At 66.6% G+C, this 20,083-nt stretch carries 16 protein-coding genes and 2 tRNA genes; 11 read left to right on the top strand and 7 right to left on the bottom strand.

Annotated features, from left to right (window positions below):
- Window positions 1-159: 159 nt before the first annotated feature.
- The gene (locus ACWDSI_RS18205) at window positions 160-1,236 is read right to left on the bottom strand and encodes a PQQ-dependent sugar dehydrogenase (RefSeq protein WP_449757363.1); all 1,077 of its coding nucleotides are present in this window, start codon (window positions 1,234-1,236) and stop codon (window positions 160-162) included.
- A 172-nt stretch (window positions 1,237-1,408) separates the two neighbouring features.
- Between ACWDSI_RS18205 and ACWDSI_RS18200 the strand changes: the two genes are divergently transcribed.
- Window positions 1,409-2,653 carry a DoxX family membrane protein gene (locus ACWDSI_RS18200; RefSeq protein ID WP_449757361.1) on the top strand — a complete coding sequence of 415 codons (1,245 nt, stop codon included), beginning with the start codon at window positions 1,409-1,411 and terminating at the stop codon, window positions 2,651-2,653.
- A 181-nt stretch (window positions 2,654-2,834) separates the two neighbouring features.
- Here the strand turns inward: ACWDSI_RS18200 and ilvD are convergent, their stop codons facing one another.
- The 3 genes from ilvD to ACWDSI_RS18185 form a co-directional block, all read right to left on the bottom strand.
- Window positions 2,835-4,679 carry a dihydroxy-acid dehydratase gene (gene ilvD / locus ACWDSI_RS18195; protein WP_449757360.1) on the bottom strand — a complete coding sequence of 615 codons (1,845 nt, stop codon included), beginning with the start codon at window positions 4,677-4,679 and terminating at the stop codon, window positions 2,835-2,837.
- Between the two features lie 148 nt (window positions 4,680-4,827).
- Entirely contained in the window at window positions 4,828-6,171 is a 1,344-nt protein-coding gene (gene mgtE, locus ACWDSI_RS18190) for a magnesium transporter (RefSeq protein ID WP_449757359.1), read from the bottom strand.
- Between the two features lie 106 nt (window positions 6,172-6,277).
- Window positions 6,278-6,781, bottom strand: coding sequence for a PH domain-containing protein (locus ACWDSI_RS18185; protein WP_449757358.1), 504 nt, complete (start codon window positions 6,779-6,781; stop codon window positions 6,278-6,280).
- A gap of 269 nt (window positions 6,782-7,050) precedes the next feature.
- Here ACWDSI_RS18185 and ACWDSI_RS18180 point away from each other — a divergent pair, with 269 nt between their 5' ends.
- The 3 genes from ACWDSI_RS18180 to ilvC all read left to right on the top strand — a co-directional run bounded on the left by ACWDSI_RS18180 (window position 7,051) and on the right by ilvC (window position 10,626).
- On the top strand, window positions 7,051-9,036 hold the full coding sequence (locus tag ACWDSI_RS18180; RefSeq protein ID WP_449745106.1) for an acetolactate synthase large subunit: 1,986 nt from the start codon (window positions 7,051-7,053) through the stop codon (window positions 9,034-9,036).
- The gene (ilvN, locus tag ACWDSI_RS18175; RefSeq protein WP_449745105.1) at window positions 9,033-9,533 is read left to right on the top strand and encodes an acetolactate synthase small subunit; all 501 of its coding nucleotides are present in this window, start codon (window positions 9,033-9,035) and stop codon (window positions 9,531-9,533) included. The genes ACWDSI_RS18180 and ilvN overlap by 4 nt, the downstream gene beginning before the upstream one ends.
- A gap of 79 nt (window positions 9,534-9,612) precedes the next feature.
- Window positions 9,613-10,626 (top strand): ketol-acid reductoisomerase, encoded by a 1,014-nt coding sequence (gene ilvC / locus ACWDSI_RS18170; protein WP_449745104.1) that lies wholly within the window; start codon window positions 9,613-9,615, stop codon window positions 10,624-10,626.
- A 194-nt stretch (window positions 10,627-10,820) separates the two neighbouring features.
- Here the strand turns inward: ilvC and ACWDSI_RS18165 are convergent, their stop codons facing one another.
- Complete coding sequence (locus tag ACWDSI_RS18165) at window positions 10,821-11,483, bottom strand: serine protease (RefSeq protein WP_449757357.1); 663 nt, start codon at window positions 11,481-11,483, stop codon at window positions 10,821-10,823.
- Between the two features lie 290 nt (window positions 11,484-11,773).
- Between ACWDSI_RS18165 and serA the strand changes: the two genes are divergently transcribed.
- Window positions 11,774-13,369: a phosphoglycerate dehydrogenase gene (gene serA, locus ACWDSI_RS18160; protein ID WP_449745102.1), complete on the top strand. Its 1,596-nt coding sequence runs from the start codon at window positions 11,774-11,776 to the stop codon at window positions 13,367-13,369.
- The gene (locus ACWDSI_RS18155) at window positions 13,366-14,376 is read left to right on the top strand and encodes a 3-isopropylmalate dehydrogenase (protein WP_449757356.1); all 1,011 of its coding nucleotides are present in this window, start codon (window positions 13,366-13,368) and stop codon (window positions 14,374-14,376) included. The genes serA and ACWDSI_RS18155 overlap by 4 nt, the downstream gene beginning before the upstream one ends.
- A 100-nt stretch (window positions 14,377-14,476) precedes the next feature.
- Here the strand turns inward: ACWDSI_RS18155 and ACWDSI_RS18150 are convergent, their stop codons facing one another.
- Together ACWDSI_RS18150 and ACWDSI_RS18145 are read right to left on the bottom strand one after the other, a co-directional pair.
- Window positions 14,477-14,758, bottom strand: coding sequence for a GIY-YIG nuclease family protein (locus tag ACWDSI_RS18150; RefSeq protein WP_449745100.1), 282 nt, complete (start codon window positions 14,756-14,758; stop codon window positions 14,477-14,479).
- Window positions 14,759-15,051: 293 nt separating this feature from the next.
- Window positions 15,052-16,233, bottom strand: coding sequence for an MFS transporter (locus tag ACWDSI_RS18145; protein WP_449757362.1), 1,182 nt, complete (start codon window positions 16,231-16,233; stop codon window positions 15,052-15,054).
- A gap of 214 nt (window positions 16,234-16,447) precedes the next feature.
- Here ACWDSI_RS18145 and ACWDSI_RS18140 point away from each other — a divergent pair, with 214 nt between their 5' ends.
- The 5 genes from ACWDSI_RS18140 to ACWDSI_RS18120 all read left to right on the top strand — a co-directional run bounded on the left by ACWDSI_RS18140 (window position 16,448) and on the right by ACWDSI_RS18120 (window position 19,849).
- Window positions 16,448-17,218, top strand: a complete 771-nt coding sequence (locus ACWDSI_RS18140; RefSeq protein ID WP_449757355.1) for a fumarylacetoacetate hydrolase family protein — start codon at window positions 16,448-16,450, stop codon at window positions 17,216-17,218.
- Window positions 17,215-18,036: an alpha/beta fold hydrolase gene (locus ACWDSI_RS18135; protein ID WP_449745098.1), complete on the top strand. Its 822-nt coding sequence runs from the start codon at window positions 17,215-17,217 to the stop codon at window positions 18,034-18,036. The genes ACWDSI_RS18140 and ACWDSI_RS18135 overlap by 4 nt, the downstream gene beginning before the upstream one ends.
- Before the next feature lie 54 nt (window positions 18,037-18,090).
- Window positions 18,091-19,569, top strand: a complete 1,479-nt coding sequence (gltX, locus tag ACWDSI_RS18130; RefSeq protein ID WP_449757354.1) for a glutamate--tRNA ligase — start codon at window positions 18,091-18,093, stop codon at window positions 19,567-19,569.
- A gap of 85 nt (window positions 19,570-19,654) precedes the next feature.
- A tRNA-Gln gene (locus ACWDSI_RS18125) sits at window positions 19,655-19,726 on the top strand.
- 50 nt (window positions 19,727-19,776) lie between these two features.
- Window positions 19,777-19,849: transfer RNA gene (locus tag ACWDSI_RS18120), tRNA-Glu, on the top strand.
- The last annotated feature ends 234 nt before the right edge of the window (window positions 19,850-20,083 follow it).

Raw genomic sequence — 20,083 nt, 5'->3', positions numbered from 1 at the left:
ATCACGCAGGCCAAGAGCCGGGGCCGCAGAATTCGCCATAGCCAATTCTCTCAAACCACGAACCATAAACTAATTAACGACACGCGACACTAGTGCCGCACCGCGGGATTCGTACTCGGCCCGCGTGCGCCCCGTGCGGTCACCGGTCGAAGCGACCGCTCAGGTGCGGTTCTCCGACGACGCCGGCGGGATGAACCGGACCACTCTGTCGTCGAAGCTCACCGGTTTGCCGTACGCGCGGTTGACCGTCGCGAACTGCAACGCCCCACTCGATGAGCTGACGATCCGGCCGAGCGCTCCGTACCGCTTCTCCAGCACCACCACCGGCGGTGTGATGGTGGGCTTGTCGCGGGTGGGCGCGTTGAGCGCCTCGATGTGTTGAGTGCGGGTGGTGGTGACGAAGATCTGACCGGCCGCCACCGCGCAGCCCGCGACCTGCGGGCGGTCGGGCCAGGTCCACAGCGGTTTGGGCCCCGACGCTTCGACCACCTGCAGCCGATCCTCCGTCGGGGTCTGATCGGTCATGTAGAGGGCTCCGTCGTCGGCGGGGCACAGCGCCACGTCGGACCCGAGGCCCGACGCGAGAACCTTCGGCCGGTCGTTGGTACCCGAAGCCAGCTGCGTCACCGAGAGCAGTTTTCCGGCCAGCGAACCGGGGTCGGCGGCCGCGGCGGGATTCCCTGCGTCGCCGGTGGCGACGAGCAATTCGGTCGGTGACCGGAAGAGCATCGCGCCCATATTTCCCGTGGCACCCTTGGGAATTCCCACCAGAATCGGCTTGGGCACGTCCCCGGGAGCCACCCGTACGATCCGGTTGTCCGACGCCGTGGTGATGAGCGCATAGATCAGGCGGTCCTGGCTATAGGTGGGGGATAGCGCGAAATCGATCAGGCCTCCGTCGCCGGACCCGTCGACCGGGAACGAGGCGACCACACGTTGCGGACCGTAACGCTTGGAGGAGATGAGCTTGCCGGTGGTGCGTTCGGCCACCACCGTCGTCTGCGCCTGGTCGTCGCCGGGCATCAGCCCGCCGGTGGACGCGAGGCAGGTGGCGATGACCTGGGGATCGGGGTCGACACAGGGGCCCGGTGGCGGTGGGGCCTGATTCTCTGTGGGTGCACTCGGCGGTGACGGTGTCTGCTGCATTCGCGGGGACTGGTTGTCGGCGCTGAAAGGACCGGCCGCCCGATCACGATCCTGCGCGGAGAAGTTGGCGCACCCCGCGAGGACGATCATCAGCGCCGACGTCACCGCGAGCACCGTCGCCCACCGGCCGTGGGTGGTGGTGCGCCGGTGGTGTCGCCGGTTGTCCAACCCCTCACGCATGACCACCACAGTAGGCGATCGCGTCCGACTCACCGCGGCGTGCTCAGCGGCGCGACGGCTCCCACGCTCTAGAGTCGGAACCGTGAACCAACGAGACGATCGACGCGGCGACGCCGACGGTCACGGCGTCTCGAACAACCCGCAGACCTTCGACGGCTCGTCCGGGAAACCGGCCAGCCCGTACGACGAACAGACCGGCAGAATCCCCCTCCAACGACCGCAGGCCCGCGATCGCGACGCCTTCTACGACCGCCATGCGCGTCGCCCACCGTCGCTGACCCCGGTCGAGGAACTCGACGATCTCGATCCCGACGAGGTGCAGACCCGGCCGTTCCCGGCGAACGATGCGTCGGCGTCTCGGCGCAGACCGGCGCCCCAACCCGCCGATGCGCCGACCGTTCCCGATCTCACCGCACAACGTGACCGCGCTGCTCAGCCCGAGCGCGCAGCTCAACCCGAGCGCGCAGCTCAACCCCAAGGTGCTGCTCAACCCCAGGGTGCAGCGCGCCCCGAGCGGCCCGCACTCACAGGCGAGTCCGCACCCACCGAGGTCATCGGCGCACAACCGCCGACACCGGTACCGGCCGACGAGCCGACGTCGACAGCGACCGTCGTCGACCTCGACTCCCGCGACGAGGACGCGCGTCGCGAGGTCGACGACGACATGGACGGCGACAGGCAACCGGACGGCGACAGCGACGGTGACGCGGCAGCACGTCGCGGCCGCAAGCGATCCGACGATGATGACGACGCCGAACGCCCGCGTGTGCGGCGCGGCACCCTCGACCTCGGGCTGCTGCTTCTGCGGGTGGCGGTCGGGGTGGTCGCCATGGCTCACGGTCTGCAGAAGTTGTTCGGGTGGTGGGGTGGCCCGAAGCTGAGCGGGTTCGAGGACATCCTGATCAATCAGCCGAACACGTCGATCGGGTTCCACGCCGATCTGGCGAAACCGCTGGCGGCACTGGGCGCGTTGTCGGAGACGATCGGTGGGCTGATGGTCATCGTCGGCCTGCTGACCCCCGTCGGTGCATCCGCGATTCTCGGCGTGATGCTCGTCGCGTCGGCGTTCCGGGTGACCCTCAACGGCGGCTTCGCTTTTTTCATGGCCGATGGCGGGGTCGAGTTCGAGTTGCTGATGGCGGCCGCGGCAGCGGCGATCATCCTCACCGGGCCGGGCCTCTACTCGCTCGACTATCCGCGCTCGTGGGCGCGGCGGCCGTTCCTCGGGTCGGTGCTGTGGCTGCTCATCGGTGTCGGCGCTGCGTGTGCGATATGGATCCTGTGCAACGGCACCGATCCTTTCTCATCGCCCGGAAATCCACGCTGACCCGGCCACCCGCCCACCCGCTGGTTGAGCCTGTCGAAACCACCCCGCCCGCTGGTTGCCCGGCCACCCGCTGGTTGAGCCTGTCGAAACGACCCCGCCCGCTGGTAGCCCACCCGCTGGTTGAGCTTGTCGAAACCACCCCACCCGCTGGTTGAGCCTGTCGAAACCGCTCCAGGTGGGCTCAGTCGACCTTGCGGACCGCGCCGCGGTCGGCCGAGGTGGCCAGCTTCGCGTAGGCGCGCAGCGCGGTGGTCACCGGTCGCTGACGGTCCTTGGGCTGCCACGGCCGCTCGGACGCCTCCATCTTCGCGCGACGCTCGGCCAGCACCTCGTCGTCGACGAGCACCTCCAGGCGTCGTGTCTTGACGTCGATCAGGATCGGGTCGCCGTCCTCGATGAGGCCGATGACGCCGCCGGCCGCAGCCTCCGGTGAGATGTGGCCCACCGACAGGCCCGACGACCCACCCGAGAACCGTCCGTCGGTGATCAGGCCGCACTTGCGGCCCATGCCGGTGCCCTTCATGAACGCCGTCGGGTGCAGCATCTCCTGCATGCCGGGACCGCCGGAGGGGCCCTCGTAGCGCACCACGAGCACCTCACCGGCCTGGATCGTCTTGGAGAGGATCACAGCCACGGCCTCCTCCTGGCTCTCGACCACCCGCGCGGGACCCTCGAAATGCCACAGATCCTCGCTGATACCCGCGGTCTTGAGAACCGCGCCGTCGTCGGCGAGGTTCCCCTTCAACACGCACAGCCCGCCTTCGACGGTGTAGGCGTGCTCGAGATCGCGGATGCAGCCGTTCTCGGCGTCGACGTCGAGGGAGCTCCAGCGGTTGGCGGTGGAGAACGGGGTGGTGGTGCGGACGCCACCGGGTGCGGCGTGGAACAGTTCGAACGCTTCGTCCACGGCGGTGCCGCTGCGGATGTCCCAGTCGTCGAGGAACCGTGCCATGGTGCCCGAATGCACGGTCGGAGCGCTGTCGTCGATGAGTCCGGCGCGCCGCAGCTCCCCGAGGATGGCCGGGATTCCGCCCGCCCGGTGCACGTCTTCCATGTGGTAGTCGGAGTTCGGAGACACCTTCGACAGGCACGGCACCCGTCGGCTGATGTCGTCGATCACCGACAGATCGAAGCCGTCCACCTCACCCTCCTGGGCGGCGGCGAGAATGTGCAGCACCGTGTTGGTGGAACCGCCCATCGCGACGTCGAGGGCCATCGCGTTGCGGAACGCGGTCGCGTTGGCCACCGACCGCGGAAGCACCGACGCGTCGTCGTCGCGATACCACCGGGTGGCGGCCTCCACGACGACTCGGCCTGCCCGCTCGAACAGCGCCCGGCGAGCCTCGTGGGTGGCCAGCGTCGACCCGTTGCCGGGCAGCGCCAACCCCAGCGCCTCGGTGAGACAGTTCATCGAATTCGCGGTGAACATGCCCGAGCACGAGCCGCAGGTGGGGCACGCGGAGCGTTCCACCTCGCTGAGCCCGGCGTCGTCGACAGCGCTGTTGGCCGAGGCCGAAATGGTGGTGATCAGGTCGGTCGGAGCCTGCGCGACCCCGTCGACGACAACGGCCTTGCCGGCTTCCATCGGGCCGCCCGAGACGAACACGGTCGGGATGTTCAGGCGCATCGCGGCGTTGAGCATGCCGGGAGTGATCTTGTCGCAGTTGGAGATACACACCAGGGCGTCGGCGGTGTGGGCGTTGACCATGTATTCGACCGAGTCGGAGATGATCTCGCGGCTGGGCAGCGAGTACAACATGCCGCCGTGACCCATCGCGATTCCGTCGTCGACGGCGATGGTGTGGAATTCACGGGGCACCCCGCCCGCGGCGCGCACCGCGTCGGCAACGATCTCGCCGACATCCTTGAGGTGTACGTGCCCGGGCACGAACTGGGTGTACGAGTTCGCGATGGCGACGATGGGCTTGCCGAAGTCGTCGTCGGTCATTCCGGTGGCCCGCCACAGCGAGCGGGCTCCGGCGGCCTCTCGTCCGACGGTGGTGGTGCGCGACCTCAGAGCTGGCATGGAGTACTTCCTCGATCGGGTTCGGTTCTCGCCCCGGTGAATCGGCGGCGCGGACGCTGTGACTGCGAAGCGTCGGCGTGGCGCCGGGCGAGTGTTCGCCGATCAACGTTACTCCGCGCTGACGTGCGCGAACAAAACCGCGATCGGCTCAGATCCCGAGCACGGCCTTGGCGATGGAGAAGTAGATGATGAGGCCGGTGGCGTCACAGAACGTGGAGATGAACGGGGTGGAGAACACCGCCGGATCAACCTTGATGGTCTTCGCGACGAGCGGCATCAACCCGCCGACGGTGGCCGCCATCGTGCAGATCGACAGAATGGTGAGACCGATCACCGCGCCGATCTCGAGTCCGTAGGCCAGCGATGCGATCGCGAATCCGACGACGCCGAGCACGGCGCCCAGGGTCAGGCCGACACGAAACTCCTTGCCCACCACCAAGGCCACATCGCGTGGGCGTACCTCGTCGACGGCGAGCGCCCGGGTCACGGTGACCGCGGCCTGCGATCCGGTGTTGCCGCCGATGCCGGTGAGCAGGGGGATGAACAGCGCCAGTGCCACCATCTCGTCGAGGGTGGCCTCGAAGATCTCGAGCACGTTGACGGTGAGGATGGCCGAGATCGCCAGCACGAACAGCCACACGATGCGCGAGCGGGTGATCGAGAAGACCGAGGAGAGCAGATAGGGCTCGTCGAGCGGCTCACTCGCACCGGCACGCGCCTGGTCGACATCGCGGGCCTGGTTGACCACTTCGACCGCGTCGTCGAGGGTGAGGACACCGACGACCCGGTGGTCACTGTCGACGACGGGCATCGCGAGGATGCCGCGGTCCACGCATTGCAGCGCCCGCTGCTCGGCGTCGTCATCGGCGTTGGCGGCGATCGGTGAGCGCATCATCGTCGACAGCCGGGTGTCGGGGGCGGCCAGCAGCAGGTCGCGCAGGCTCACCACCCCGGCGAGGGTGCGTTCGCGATCGATGACCGGAATCATGTAGATGGTTTCCACCCGGTGGCCGACTTCCTTGACCCGCTCGATCGCAGCCGCCGCCGCCTCGTCTGTGTAGGCATGCACGATCTCCGGGCTCATCCGCCGTCCCACCGAGCCCTGCGGATAGCCGAGAACCTGGCCGGTGATCTCGCGTTCCTCGCGGTTGAGGGTGGCGACGAGGTCGTGGGCGACGGGGGCGGGCAGTTCGTCGAGCAGTTCGGCGCGGTCGTCGGGATCGAGGCTTTCGAAGAATTCGCCGATCTCGCTGGTGCCCAATGCCTTGATCAGCCGGTATTGCACCTTGGGATTGAGATCTTCGAACACCTCGAGCGCCGTTGCCTTGGGTAGCAGGCGAAACGCGATGCCGGCGTCGTGGCGCGGCAGATGGTTGCCCACGGCGGCAATTTCCCTCGGGGGCATCGCCGACATCAGGTCGGCGAGTTCGGCGAGCTTGCCGGCCTCGATCAGATCCTTGACCTCTTGGGGTCGCAGCGTTTGCGTGGGCACGTAGCGAAGGTAGTCGGCTCGCCGGCCACCCGCGCACGCCGACCTCGGTCGTTAACCTCCGGTTCAGCGCGGGTTTATCGAGTTGGCACCCACCATCGCACAGGTGTCACGAATCCGCGCCTGCCGCCGAAGCGTAGGGGTCGGGGATACGTCCCCGACTGGCCGCGGAGAATCGTGGCAGATCCTGAAAGGCCAGCGCGGGCAGCCGCACCGTGGTGTCGTCGATCAGCACCGCGCGCACCGGGCCCCACCTGGAGAAGCGCAATCCGGCCAGTTCCGGCCACAAGATCTCTCGTGTCTTCCACGTCTGAACCGCCACGATGCCGTCCTCGGTGACCACCGTGCGCAGCCGCGCGATCCACACGGCGACCAGGATCGGCAGCACCAATGTCCACCCGAGCCAGACGAGTGACGCGCCGGCCAGAATCACCGTCGCGAGCAGCACAGCGGGCACGGTGAAGTACGCGACCCGCTGGATGCGGAAGGTCTGGGGCAGCTCGATGGCGTCTTCGAGCGAGTCGGTGACGCCGGGGGAGTCGGCGGCGTCGGGCGAATCGGCGGCGTCGGGCGAATCGGTGGGATCGGGGGAATTCGGGGGCACGTTCCCCATTCTGGCACCCTCTACCAACCAAGCCTCCACCTGTGGTTTCCCAGTATGTGGGAACCGATGGGGCGGAGTTTGACTCGTGTGTACGCGCGGTCCTACCGTGTGAAGTGTGATGCACAAGAACCTCCTCGTAGTAATCGGCCGGCGCGTCGCCTGACCGGTCACTTCGTAGACCTCCAGCATCGACGCGCCACCCTCGCACAGCCTCGCTGTCGGGGGTTTTTTGTTGCCACTTTCCCGCCCAACCAGATCAGAAGATGTGAGGACCTGCAGTGAGCGCACCAACAGCACGCGCCGCAAACGAAGCGGGCCACCCCGACCGCGATTCCCAAGCGAGCGGTGCCCGGACGAACGGACGCGCCGCGGACGTACTCCTCGAGCAGTCCCCGGCCGCGGGGAACCTCCGTGCGGTGCCGCAGAACACCGTCGCCCCCGAGCGGGTCAGTGGCGCACAGTCGGTGGTCCGCTCGCTCGAGGAGATCGGTGTCGAGGTCGTCTTCGGTATCCCCGGTGGCGCGGTGCTTCCCGTCTACGACCCGCTGCTCGATTCGGAGAAGGTTCGCCACGTGCTGGTCCGGCATGAGCAGGGCGCCGGGCACGCCGCCACCGGCTACGCCCAGGTGACCGGCAGGGCGGGCGTCATGATGGCCACCTCCGGGCCCGGCGCCACCAATCTCGTCACGCCGCTGGCCGACGCCCAGATGGACTCGGTTCCCGTCGTCGCGATCACGGGGCAGGTGGGGCGTGCGCTCATCGGTACCGACGCCTTCCAGGAGGCCGACATCTCCGGCATCACGATGCCGGTGACCAAGCACAACTTCCTGGTCAGCAATGCCGCCGACATTCCGCGGATCATCGCCGAGGCCTTCCACATCGCCGAGAGCGGCCGGCCCGGTGCGGTGCTGGTGGACATCCCCAAGGACATCTTGCAGAGCCAGACCACGTTCTCCTGGCCGCCGCAGATCGACCTGCCCGGCTACCGGCCGGTGACCAAGCCGCACGGCAAGCAGGTCCGTGAGGCCGCGCGTCTCATCGACGCCGCCAAACACCCCGTGCTGTACGTGGGCGGCGGTGTGATCCGCGCGAACGCGTCCGCGGAGTTGCGCGAGCTCGCCGAACTCACCGGCATCCCCGTGGTGACCACCCTGATGGCCCGCGGCGCCTTCCCCGATTCGCATCCCCAGCACCTGGGCATGCCGGGCATGCACGGCACCGTCGGCGCAGTCGCGGCGCTGCAACGCAGCGACCTGCTCATCACACTCGGCGCCCGCTTCGACGACCGCGTCACCGGCCAGCTGTCGTCGTTCGCGCCGAACGCGAAGGTCATCCACGCCGACATCGATCCGGCCGAGATCGGCAAGAACCGGGCCGTCGACGTGCCGATCGTCGGCGACTGCAAGGCGGTGATCGCCGAGCTGACCGAGACGCTTCGCACCAGCCGTGCCACCAGCGACACCGCAGCCGACCTCACCGAGTGGTGGACCTACCTCGACGGAGTGCGCCGCACCTATCCGCTCAGTTACGACCGACCCGCCGACGGATCGATGTCGCCGGAGTTCGTGATCTCCCAGGTGGGACGTATCGCCGGACCCGACGCGATCTATTGCGCCGGCGTGGGGCAGCATCAGATGTGGGCGGCGCAGTTCATCTCCTACGAGAAGCCGCGCACCTGGCTGAACTCCGGTGGTCTGGGCACGATGGGCTACGCCGTGCCTGCCGCGATGGGCGCGAAGATGGCCGACCCGTCGGCCGAGGTGTGGGCCATCGACGGCGATGGCTGCTTCCAGATGACCAACCAGGAGTTGGCAACCTGCGCCATCGAGGGCATCCCGATCAAGGTGGCCTTGATCAACAACGGCAACCTGGGCATGGTGCGACAGTGGCAGACGCTGTTCTACGACGAGCGGTACTCGAGTACCGATCTGGCCACCCATTCGCGTCGCATCCCCGACTTCGTCAAGCTTGCCGAGGCCCTGGGCTGCGCGGCGTTCCGGGTGGAGAACGAGGCCGATGTCGACGCGGTCATCGCCCAGGCACGCGAGATCAACGACCGTCCGGTGGTGATCGACTTCATCGTCGGCGCCGACGCGCAGGTCTGGCCGATGGTCGCCGCGGGCACCGGCAATGACGAGATCATGGCGGCCCGCGACATCCGCCCGCTGTTCGACGACGACGACTCGGCCGCCGAGGACGTCGCCGACATCCACCACACCATCGCTCAGCCCGACCGAGCCGCACTGAAAGACGGCAGCAAGTGAGTACTCATACCCTCAGCGTCCTCGTCGAGGACCGACCAGGCGTTCTCGCCCGCGTGTCGGCGTTGTTCTCCCGCCGTGGTTTCAACATCGAATCGCTGGCGGTGGGACCCACCGAGCTCAAGGGGATCTCGCGGATGACCATCATGGTGTCCGTCGAGGACTTCCCGCTCGAACAGGTCACCAAGCAGCTCAACAAGCTGATCAACGTGATCAAGATCGTCGAGCAGGATCCGGCCAGCTCGGTGTCCCGGGAGTTGATGATGGTCAAGGTGCGGGCCGATTCCACCGTCCGCTCCGAGGTCATCGAGGTGGTGAATCTGTTCCGCGCCAAGGTGATCGACGTGTCGCCCGAGTCGGTGACGATCGAAGCCACCGGCACCGACGAGAAGCTCGAAGCCCTACTGCGAATGCTCGACCCCTACGGGATTCGGGAGATCGCACAGTCCGGGGCCGTGACCCTGGGTCGAGGACCCAAGAGCATGTCGGCGCATCGCTGACACCACAACCACTGCACAGGGCCCGGCGAGAAGTCCACTTCTTGTGGGGCAGAAGAGAAAATCGAAGGGATCAATAACTGTGGCGATCGAATTGTTCTACGACGACGACGCCGATCTGTCGATCATCCAGGGCCGCAAGGTCGCGGTGATCGGATACGGCAGTCAGGGGCATGCGCACTCGCTGTCGCTGCGCGACTCGGGTGTCGACGTCGCCGTCGGCCTTCGCGAGGGATCGAAGTCGCGCGAGAAGGCCGCCGAGCAGGGACTCAAGGTCATGACCGCGGCCGAGGCCGCCGAATGGGCCGACGTCATCATGCTGCTCGCGCCCGACACCAGCCAGGCGCAGATCTTCACCGAGGACATCGAGCCCAATCTCAAGGACGGCGACGCGCTGTTCTTCGGACACGGCCTCAACATCCACTTCGGCCTGATCAAGCCGCCCGCCAACGTCACCGTCGCGATGGTCGCCCCGAAGGGCCCCGGCCACCTGGTGCGCCGGCAGTTCGTCGACGGCAAGGGCGTGCCCTGCTTGATCGCCGTCGACCAAGACCCCAAGGACGAGGGCCAGGCGCTCGCGCTCAGCTATGCCTCGGCGATCGGTGGTGGCCGCGCCGGCATCATCAAGACCACGTTCAAGGAGGAGACCGAGACCGACCTGTTCGGTGAGCAGGCCGTGCTCTGCGGCGGCACCGAGGAACTGGTCAAGACGGGCTTCGAGGTGATGGTCGAGGCCGGCTACGCCCCCGAGATGGCCTACTTCGAGGTGCTGCACGAGCTCAAGCTGATCGTCGACCTCATGTACGAGGGTGGCATCGCGCGGATGAACTACTCGGTGTCCGACACCGCCGAGTTCGGCGGTTACCTGTCGGGTCCGCGCGTGATCGACGCGGACACGAAGGAGCGCATGCGCGGCATCCTGCGCGACATCCAGGACGGCACCTTCGTCAAGCGCCTCGTCGCCAATGTCGAGGGCGGCAACAAGGAACTCGAGGAACTGCGCAAGAAGAATGCCGAGCATCCCATCGAGGTGACCGGCAAGAAGCTGCGCGACCTGATGAGCTGGGTGGATCGCCCCATCACCGAGACAGCCTGACGGTCAACGACTCACAGCCACGACGGCTCGGTTCCGCAAAGGAACCGGGCCGTCGTCGTCGTGGTACGTCCGAGCGGAACGAACGGCCCGCACGTGTCACTCAGCCCCGGTCCGATGCAAGACAGCCCGGATGCACGACACCCCGGGTGCACGATGGCGCCCGGGGTGTCTGGTCCCGCCAGATCAGGGGACGATCAGATCGGGGTGAAGCCCGTGTACTTGGTGGACTTCACATAGTCGAGAACAGGAGCGATGTTGGTACCGGTCTCCGGACCGAGGCACGCGACGAAGTAGTAGGCGTTGACCATGCCGACCAACCGGTCACCGACCACGACCGGACTGCCCGAATCGCCCTCGATGACGCACATCTGGGAGAAGTGCACGTCGCCGTCGGAGAACCAGGAGACGCCGCAGGTGTTGCCCGTGGTGCGGCCCGTCTTGCAGGCGATGGTCGGGAATCCGATGGGATGGGTGTCGATCGATCGGATGGTCACACCGTTGACGCTGCGCAGTGGCACCACGCGGTCGGGATTGAATTCGATGATCGCGACGTCTTCTTTGGGATCGGAGTAGGTGATGGTGCCGGCCTGGCCGCGGTTCTGGAAGGTCTCCGAGTACACCTTCTGACCCGGCGTTCCGCAGTGACCTGCGGTGATGCCGATCAGTTGACCCGTCTTGGCGTGACCGATGGTGGTCAGTGTGCAGGCGGCAGCAGTATCACCGCCTTTGAGGATAAGAATTCCGGACCCACCGCCCAGGTAGATCTTCGCCGGTGCGGCAGTCGCACTGCCCGCGCCCCAGCCGGCCAGCAACGTCGCAACCAGCACCGCGACAATCGCCGTCAGCTTTCTCATCATTCACAGCTCCACTCGTCAACACACCACCGATGGACCAGTCGTACCGACAGGCCTCTGACACCGTAACGGCCGCCGCGGACGATCTGCCGTGTGCGGAATCGACCCGGGGTTGCATTGCAACCTATCCGTAATGCCGAGCACAATGTACCCGCTTTTCCTGGGAATTCGTTCAGAGCGTCCATCGCATCCCTCGGACCGGCTTCAGAGTCCGTGACGGCGGCATCTAAGCTGTCTGGCGGGCGTCATACGACGTTGGCGCCGCTTCTGCAACCGATCCTGGAGAAATCACTGTGACCTCAGCAGGCCGTCCGATCGTCCTCATCGCCGACAAACTGGCGCCATCGACGGTGGAAGCCCTCGGCGACGGCGTCGAGGTGCAGTGGGTGGATGGTCCCGATCGTCCGAAGCTCCTCGAGGCGGTCGTCGATGCCGACGCTCTGCTCGTGCGTTCGGCCACCACGGTCGACGCGGAGGTGCTCGATGCGGGCAAGAAGCTCAAGATCATCGCCCGCGCCGGTGTGGGCCTCGACAATGTCGATGTTCCGGCCGCCACCGCGCGAGGCGTCATGGTGGTCAACGCACCCACCTCCAACATCCACACCGCCGCCGAGCACGCGATCACCCTGCTGCTCGCCGCGGCTCGCCAGATCCCCGCCGCCGACGCCACGCTGCGCGAGCACACCTGGAAACGGTCGTCGTTCAATGGTGTGGAGATCTTCGACAAAACCGTCGGCGTGGTGGGACTCGGCCGCATCGGACAGCTCGTCGCGTCGCGCCTGGCCGCCTTCGAAACGCACATCATCGCCTACGACCCCTACGTGTCCGCCGCGAGGGCCGCTCAGCTGGGCATCGAACTCGTGAGCCTCGACGAACTGTTGCAGCGAGCCGACTTCATCACCGTGCATCTACCCAAGACGCCGGAGACCCTGGGACTCATCGGCGCCGACGCGCTGGCCCGCACAAAGAAGGGCGTCGTCATCGTCAACGCCGCGCGCGGCGGCCTCGTCGACGAACAGGCGCTGGCCGACGCCATCACCTCCGGTCAGGTGCGCGCCGCCGGTCTCGATGTCTTTGCCACCGAGCCGTGCACCGACTCGCCGCTGTTCGAGCTGCCCCAGGTGGTGGTGACCCCGCATCTGGGCGCTTCGACCAGCGAGGCTCAGGATCGTGCCGGTACCGATGTCGCCAAGAGTGTGCGGCTCGCGCTGGCCGGACATTTCGTGCCCGACGCGGTCAACATCACCGGCGGTGCCGTGGATGAAGAGGTGGCGCCGTGGCTGGAGATGGCCCGCAAGCTCGGCGTGATGATCGGCGTCATCAGCACCGAACTGCCGTCGTCGATCGTGGTGGACGTTCGAGGCGAGCTCGCTTCCAGTGATGTCGGCGTGCTCGGACTGTCGGCGTTGCGTGGTCTGTTCTCGGCGGCGCTCGACGAGCCCGTCACTTTCGTCAACGCGCCGACCGTCGCCGCCGAGCGTGGCGTCACCAGCGAGGTCGTGAACGCCACCGAGAGCCCGAGCCACCGCAGCGTCGTCGACGTGCGGGCCGTCTTCGCCGACGGATCGGTGCACAACGTGGCCGGTTCCATCACCGAGCCGCGGCAGGTGGAGAAGATCGTCAACATCAACGGCCGCAACTTCGACCTGCGGGCCGAGGGACGCAACCTTCTCGTCAGTTACGCCGACAAGCCCGGCTCGTTGGGCAAGATCGGCACCCTGCTCGGCAACGCCGGGATCGACATTCTCGCGGCAGGCCTTTCGCAGGATGCAGAGGGCGGCGGGGCGACGGTCATGTTGCGTGTGAACGAGAAGGTCGACGACGTCGTGGTGACCGCGATCGCCGAAGCGGTGGGCGCCACGCTGATCAAGCAGGTGGATTTGTCATGAAGCTCGCGGTCATTCCCGGCGACGGTATCGGTCCTGAGGTCATCTCCGAGGCTCTCGAGGTGCTCACCACGGTGGTGCCCGAGGTCTCGGTCACCGAGTACGACCTCGGTGCCCGCCGCTACCACCGCAACGGTGAACTGCTCACCGACGCCGACCTGGAGTCGCTGCGCGAGCACGACGCGATCCTGCTCGGTGCGATCGGTGATCCGTCGGTGCCCTCCGGGGTGCTCGAACGCGGACTACTGCTCAAGATGCGCTTCGCACTCGACCATCACGTGAATCTGCGCCCGTCGCGCCGATTCCAGGGTGTGGCGTCGCCGCTGGCGGGCGATCCCGACATCGACTTCGTGGTGATCCGCGAGGGCACCGAGGGCCCCTACACCGGCAATGGTGGCGCGATCCGCACCGGCACCTCCCATGAGGTGGCCACCGAGGTGAGCGTCAATACCCGATACGGGGTGGAGCGTGTGGTGCGCAACGCCTTCGAGCGCGCGACCCGTCGACGCAAGCATCTCACCCTGGTCCACAAGACCAACGTGCTCACCTTCGCCGGGTCCTTGTGGAGCCGCACCGTCGAGGAGGTCGGTGCCGAATACCCTGACGTGACAGTCGATTACTGCCACGTGGATGCGGCCACCATCTACCTGGTGACCGACCCCGGCCGGTTCGATGTCATCGTCACCGACAACCTCTTCGGCGACATCATCACCGACATCGCCGCCGCCGTCAGCGGCGGCATCGGATTGGCGGCGTCGGGCAACATCGACGCCACCGGTACGAATCCGTCGATGTTCGAGCCCGTGCACGGCAGTGCACCGGACATCGCCGGTCAGAGCAAGGCTGATCCCACAGCCGCGATCCTGTCGGTCGGTCTCTTGCTCGACCACCTCGGTGATGCGCAGTCGGCGGGTCGGATCGAGCGTGCCGTGGCCGACGACCTCCTCGAACGGGGCGGGCAGACACTGTCCACCCAAGACATCGGGAAGCGGATTCGCGCTCGCCTCTAGCCCGCTGGTTGAGCGCCCCCCGCTGCTTGAGCGCCCCCGCTGCTTGAGCGCCGCCCGCTGGTTGAGCTTGTCGAAACCACCCTTGTCGCTGTCGTCAGATTCAGCGCCGGCTTCTCGACAGCTCAGTCAGCAAATCGAAGTCCCCGGCAACCAGCGCCCGACGTTTGGCTCGTGACCAGCCTTGGACCCTCTTCTCACGTGCGTATGCCTCGGCGACGGTCTCGCATTCGTGTTGGTAGACAAGGCGAACGGGTCGTCGGGTTCTGGTATACCGGCCGCGGTCACCACTGTTGTGCTGATCGACGCGACGGGCGACGTCCCGCGTGCTTCCGACGTAGAAACTGCCGTCCGTACATTCGAGGATGTAGATGTATCCGCTCATCACATCACTCTCGACCACGTGAGTGATAGCTCGACATTTCTATCCACAGCGGTGGTTTCGACAAGCTCAACCAGCGGCGGGCGCTCAACCAGCGGGTGGGGGCTCGACCAGCGGGTGGGGGCTCGACCAGCGGTGGGTGGTTTCGACAAGCTCAACCAGCGGGTGGGGGCTCAACCAGCGGGGGGTGGTTTCGACAGGCTCAACCAGCGGTGGGGGCTCGACCAGCGGCGGGGCTCGACCAGCGGGGGCGCTCAACCAGCGGGTGGAGGCACGCTCGGTGATGGGCCGACCGATCAGGTGACGGGTTCCTCTCGGGGTGCGGCGTCGGCGGGCACCAGCGGGGCTGCGAGTACGGGTGCCGCGGCCGACACCAGGAAGGCCAGCGGGAAGCCCACGGCCGCGATCACCGCACCGAAGACGGGCGTGGTCACCGCCGTCGCCAGGTACTGGGCGGTGTTCTGGATTCCCAAACCACGGCCGCTCCAACCGGGTCCGGCGTATTCGGCGATGGCGGTGAAGGCCAGCCCGTTGTCGGCCACCGAGATGATCGACGCGATCATCATCAGCGCGGGCGCCACCGGACCGCCGATCCAATCGGTGACGGCCAAGGCGGTCATTGCGCCCGAACCGGCCAACGCGATCAGCCGGATCGGACGCATTCGTGACAGCCACGCATCCGACCACCGACCCGCGGCGATGCGTCCGAGAGCGCCGATCACTTGTGTCACCGTCACGAGAAAGCCTGCCGCCGCGGGAGACCAGTGCCGGGCCACGATCAGCCATGTCGGCACAAACGTCCACAGCATCGACTGAGGTATCACCAGCAGCACGCTCACCGCGTGCACGCGAGTCAGAAACCAGCTCTCGCGGTACGGGTTTCGTTTCGCACCGGCGATCTCCGGGGCACCGGGCACGGCCGTCGCCATCGGAGGGTCGATGATGCCGGCGATCACCGCGATCAGTCCCAGGACCGTGACCGCTGCCGGAATCGCCAGTGCCGCAGCCACACCCGCTCCTGCGGCTACCACCGGCATGGTGAGAGCACAGACGGCGATCCCCAGCGGCTGCGCCATCTGGCGAATCCCCATCGCGGTGCCGCGCAGTTCTGGCGGAAACCAGCCGACCACGATCCTGCCGCTGGCGCCGTTGGCGGCGCCGGCCCCGATGCCGCCGACGAACAGACACGCGCCCACCACCGCGAACGGGGCGTCGAGCGCAGCGGCGATTGCCGCCGCCGCCGCACCAGTGAGACTGATCGACATGGACACGATCAGGATCAGGCGTTCACCGTGACGGTCGAGCAGTGCACCCCAGCCGATGATCGCCAGCATGAGCCCGATCGTGGGAACGGTGGCGAGCACGGACGCCTGGGTGATCGACATGCCCTCGCGCGTATGCAGCGCCGGTATGAGGTAGGCGACACCACTCACGACACAGGTGGTGGTCATCGCGGCCAGCAGCGAGCAGGCGAGCATGGTCCAGCGTCGGGCGGAACCGATCGTGGTCGATGTCGTCACGCGACCTCCTCCTGCTTGCGTTGATCCGGCATGGGCGATTCCTCCAGAGCGGCGGCCTCACACTACAAAGTCTCAAAATATGGGATGATGTGTTCACATTGTAAAACCGATGACGACCCGAACCAACTGCTGTCCCAGACAGTGGACATCGTGCGTGCGTTAGTGTTCTGGTATGCGTCTAGGTCGTATCGCGAGTCCCGATGGTGTGGCGTTCGTCTCGATCGAGGATGAATCGGGTGGTGTTGCCAGGGAGATCGCCGAACATCCCTTCGGCACGCCCACCTTCACCGGCCGATCATGGCCCCTGGCCGATGTTCGACTCCTCGCCCCCATCCTGGCGACGAAGATCATCTGTGTGGGCAAGAATTACGCGGCCCATGCCGCCGAAATGGGTGGCACCGCACCCGAGGACCCGGTGATCTTCCTCAAGCCGAACACCTCGATCGTCGGCCCCGAGGTGCCGATCGTGCGGCCACCGTCGTCTCAGCGCGTTGATTTCGAGGGCGAACTCGCGGTGGTGATCGGCCGGCCGTGCAAGGACGTACGCGCTGCCGACGCGAAGAGCGTCATCCTCGGCTACACCGTCGCCAACGACGTCACCGCGCGTGATCAGCAGAAGGTCGACGGTCAGTGGACGCGCGCAAAGGGATACGACACGTTCTGCCCGCTGGGTCCCTGGATCGAGACCGATTTCGACCCTGCCGACGCCGAACTCGTCACCGAACTCGACGGTGAGGTCCGTCAGCGGAGCCGAACATCGTTGATGCTGCACGATGTCGGTGCCATCGTGGAATGGGTCTCGCGGGTGATGACGCTGCTCCCGGGCGACGTGTTGCTCACCGGCACACCCGAGGGAATCGGCCCGATGGTCGCGGGACAGCGAGTGTCGGTGACGGTCGCAGGCATCGGGACGCTGAGCAATCCGGTGGTGGACAAACCGTGACCACCGGAACCGCGCGTGTCAACGGCATCGAGATCGCTTACGAGAGAGCCGGTTCGGGCGCGCCGGTGGTGATGGTGATGGGCAGCGGCAGTCCCGGGCGGGTCTGGAAGGCCAATCAACAGCCCGCGCTGGTCGCCGCCGGCTACGAGGTGATCACCTTCGACAACCGCGGGATCGCACCATCGTCGGAGTGCGCCGACGGATTCACCCTCGACGACATGGTGGCCGACACCGCTGCACTCATCGAGCACCTCGGGGTGGCGCCCGCCCTCGTCGTGGGAACTTCGCTCGGCGCGCGGATCAGCCAGGAACTGGCGCTGACGCGGCCCGATCTGGTGCGCGCCGCGGTGTTGCTGGGCACCTATGGTCGCAGCACCGTGCTGCAGGAAGCGATTTCGGCGGGCGAACGTGCGCTCTACGACAACAAGATCGACCTGCCCGCCGAGTATGCGGCGGCCATCACCGCACATCTCAACCTCTCACCGCACACCCTCGCCGACGACCGGACGGTGCGCGACTGGCTCGACGTCATCATGTTCTCGTCGAAGGGGATGACTCCGGGCATGCGTGCCCAACTTTCGATCCACACCGCCGAACCCAATCGGCTCGCGGCCTACCGGGGAATCTCGCGGCCCGTGCTGGTGGTCGGATTCGCCGATGATCGCACCCTTCCGGTCTTTCTGGCGCGCGAGGTGGCCGACGCCATCCCCGCGGCCGAGTATGCGGAGGTGGCCCGCGCAGGTCATTTCGGCTATCTGGAGCAACCTCGGGAAGTCAACCGCCTGATGCTGGACTTCCTCGGACGACATCGAGACTGAGCCGGCGACGGGAGGGCGTCGGGCCGTCGGTACCGGTTCGATACGCTGACCACCATGAGCAGCACCGATACCGTTCGCGTCCGCTTCTGTCCGTCGCCGACCGGAACCCCGCACGTGGGGATGGTGCGCACGGCCCTGTTCAACTTCGCACAGGCACGGCACGACAAGGGCACCTTTGTCTTCCGGATCGAGGACACCGACGCGGCCCGCGACAGCCAGGAGTCGTATGACGCGATCCTCGACTCGCTGCGCTGGCTGGGACTCGACTGGGACGAGGGGCCCGAGGTCGGGGGGCCCTACGCACCCTATCGGCAGTCCGAACGGCGCGGCATCCACCTCGACGTGGTCGCGCAGCTACTCGCCGCCGGCGAGGCGTACCAGGCATTCTCCACGCCGGAGGAGGTGGAGGCCCGCCATCGCGCCGCCGGACGCGACCCGAAACTGGGCTACGACAACTTCGATCGCACCCTCACCGCCGAGCAACGCGAGGCCTACCTGGCGGAGGGGCGCAAACCCGTTGTGCGCCTGCCCATGCCCGACCACGACATCACGTGGGACGACCTCGTGCGCGGCACCACCACGATCAAGGCGGGCACCGTGCCCGACTTTGCCCTGACCCGCGCGAACGGGGACCCGCTCTACACCTTGGTCAATCCGGTCGACGACGCCCTGATGAAGATCACCCACGTGCTGCGCGGGGAGGATCTCTTCTCGTCCACGCCGCGGCAGATCGCGCTCTACGAGGCGCTGATCCGCATCGGAATCGCGCAGCGGGTGCCCGAATTCGGGCATCTGCCGTTCGTGATGGGGGAGGGCAACAAGAAACTGTCCAAGCGCGACCCGCAGTCGAATCTGTTCCATCACCGTGATCGTGGTTTTCTCCCGGAGGGCCTGCTCAATTACCTTGCGCTGCTCGGTTGGGGTTACTCGCACGACACCGACGTGTTCACCCTCGATCAGATGATCGGCGCCTTCGATGTGCGCCAGGTCAATTCGAATCCCGCCCGCTTCGATCAGAAGAAGGCCGACGCGATCAATGCCGAGCACATCCGGATGCTCGAACTCGGCGACTTCACCGCGCGTCTGCGCGATTACCTGGTGACGCATGGCAAGCTCGCCGAACCCGTCGACCTCGTCACCTTCACCAACGTTGCCGAACTGGTCCAGACCCGCATCCAGGTGCTGGCGGACGCGTGGCCGCTCATCTCGTTCCTCTACGTCTCCGACGACGAGTTCGCGATCGACGAGAAGTCGGCGGCGAAGAATCTCGGCGCCGACGCCGGGCCCGTTCTCGACGCCACGATCACCGCGCTGACCGATCTGGCGTCCTGGCAGACGCCCGCACTGCAGGAGACACTCAACGCCGCGCTCATCGACGGGTTGGAGCTCAAACCGCGCAAGGCATTCGGTCCGGTCCGGGTCGCGGTCACCGGGTCGGCCATCAGTCCGCCACTGTTCGAGTCGATGGAACTACTCGGTCGCGACAAGACCTTGTCGCGCTTGACGGCGGCGCGGGCCAACATCCCAGAATAGGGCTCTGATCAGGCGATTTGCGGTTACCGGGTTGCCCTCTGCTACTCTACTGCAGGTTCTTTTCCTCACCGGGAAGAACAACCCTTGGGGTATGGTGTAATTGGCAACACAGCTGATTCTGGTTCAGCCATTCTAGGTTCGAGTCCTGGTACCCCAGCGAACAGCCGGGACACCACACCCGGAGGTTTCAACTGAATAGAGATCCATGGCCCCGTCGTCTAGCGGCCTAGGACGCCGCCCTCTCAAGGCGGTAGCGCGGGTTCGAATCCCGTCGGGGCTACAACGCAGAATGACCCCCTCACCAGCGGTGAGGGGGTCTTCGTGTGTTCGGAGTCTGTGGGCGTCGTGCCCACGTTTTGCCCACGGAAACCTGCATAGGCATGCCGCGAATCCAAGGCGGCGTGGCGTGGCGCTTCTGGGTCCGTACAGAATTGGCGGCCACGGCAAACACCACCGGCGCCTGTGCGCGTCGCATGCCCAGGAGGCGCCCGTTCTGTATGGATCGCAGCCCCTC

Source organism: Gordonia sp. NPDC003429, from assembly GCF_053588575.1.
Note: the sequence above shows the minus strand (reverse complement) of the source record. Positions and strands in the feature narration are given on the sequence as shown.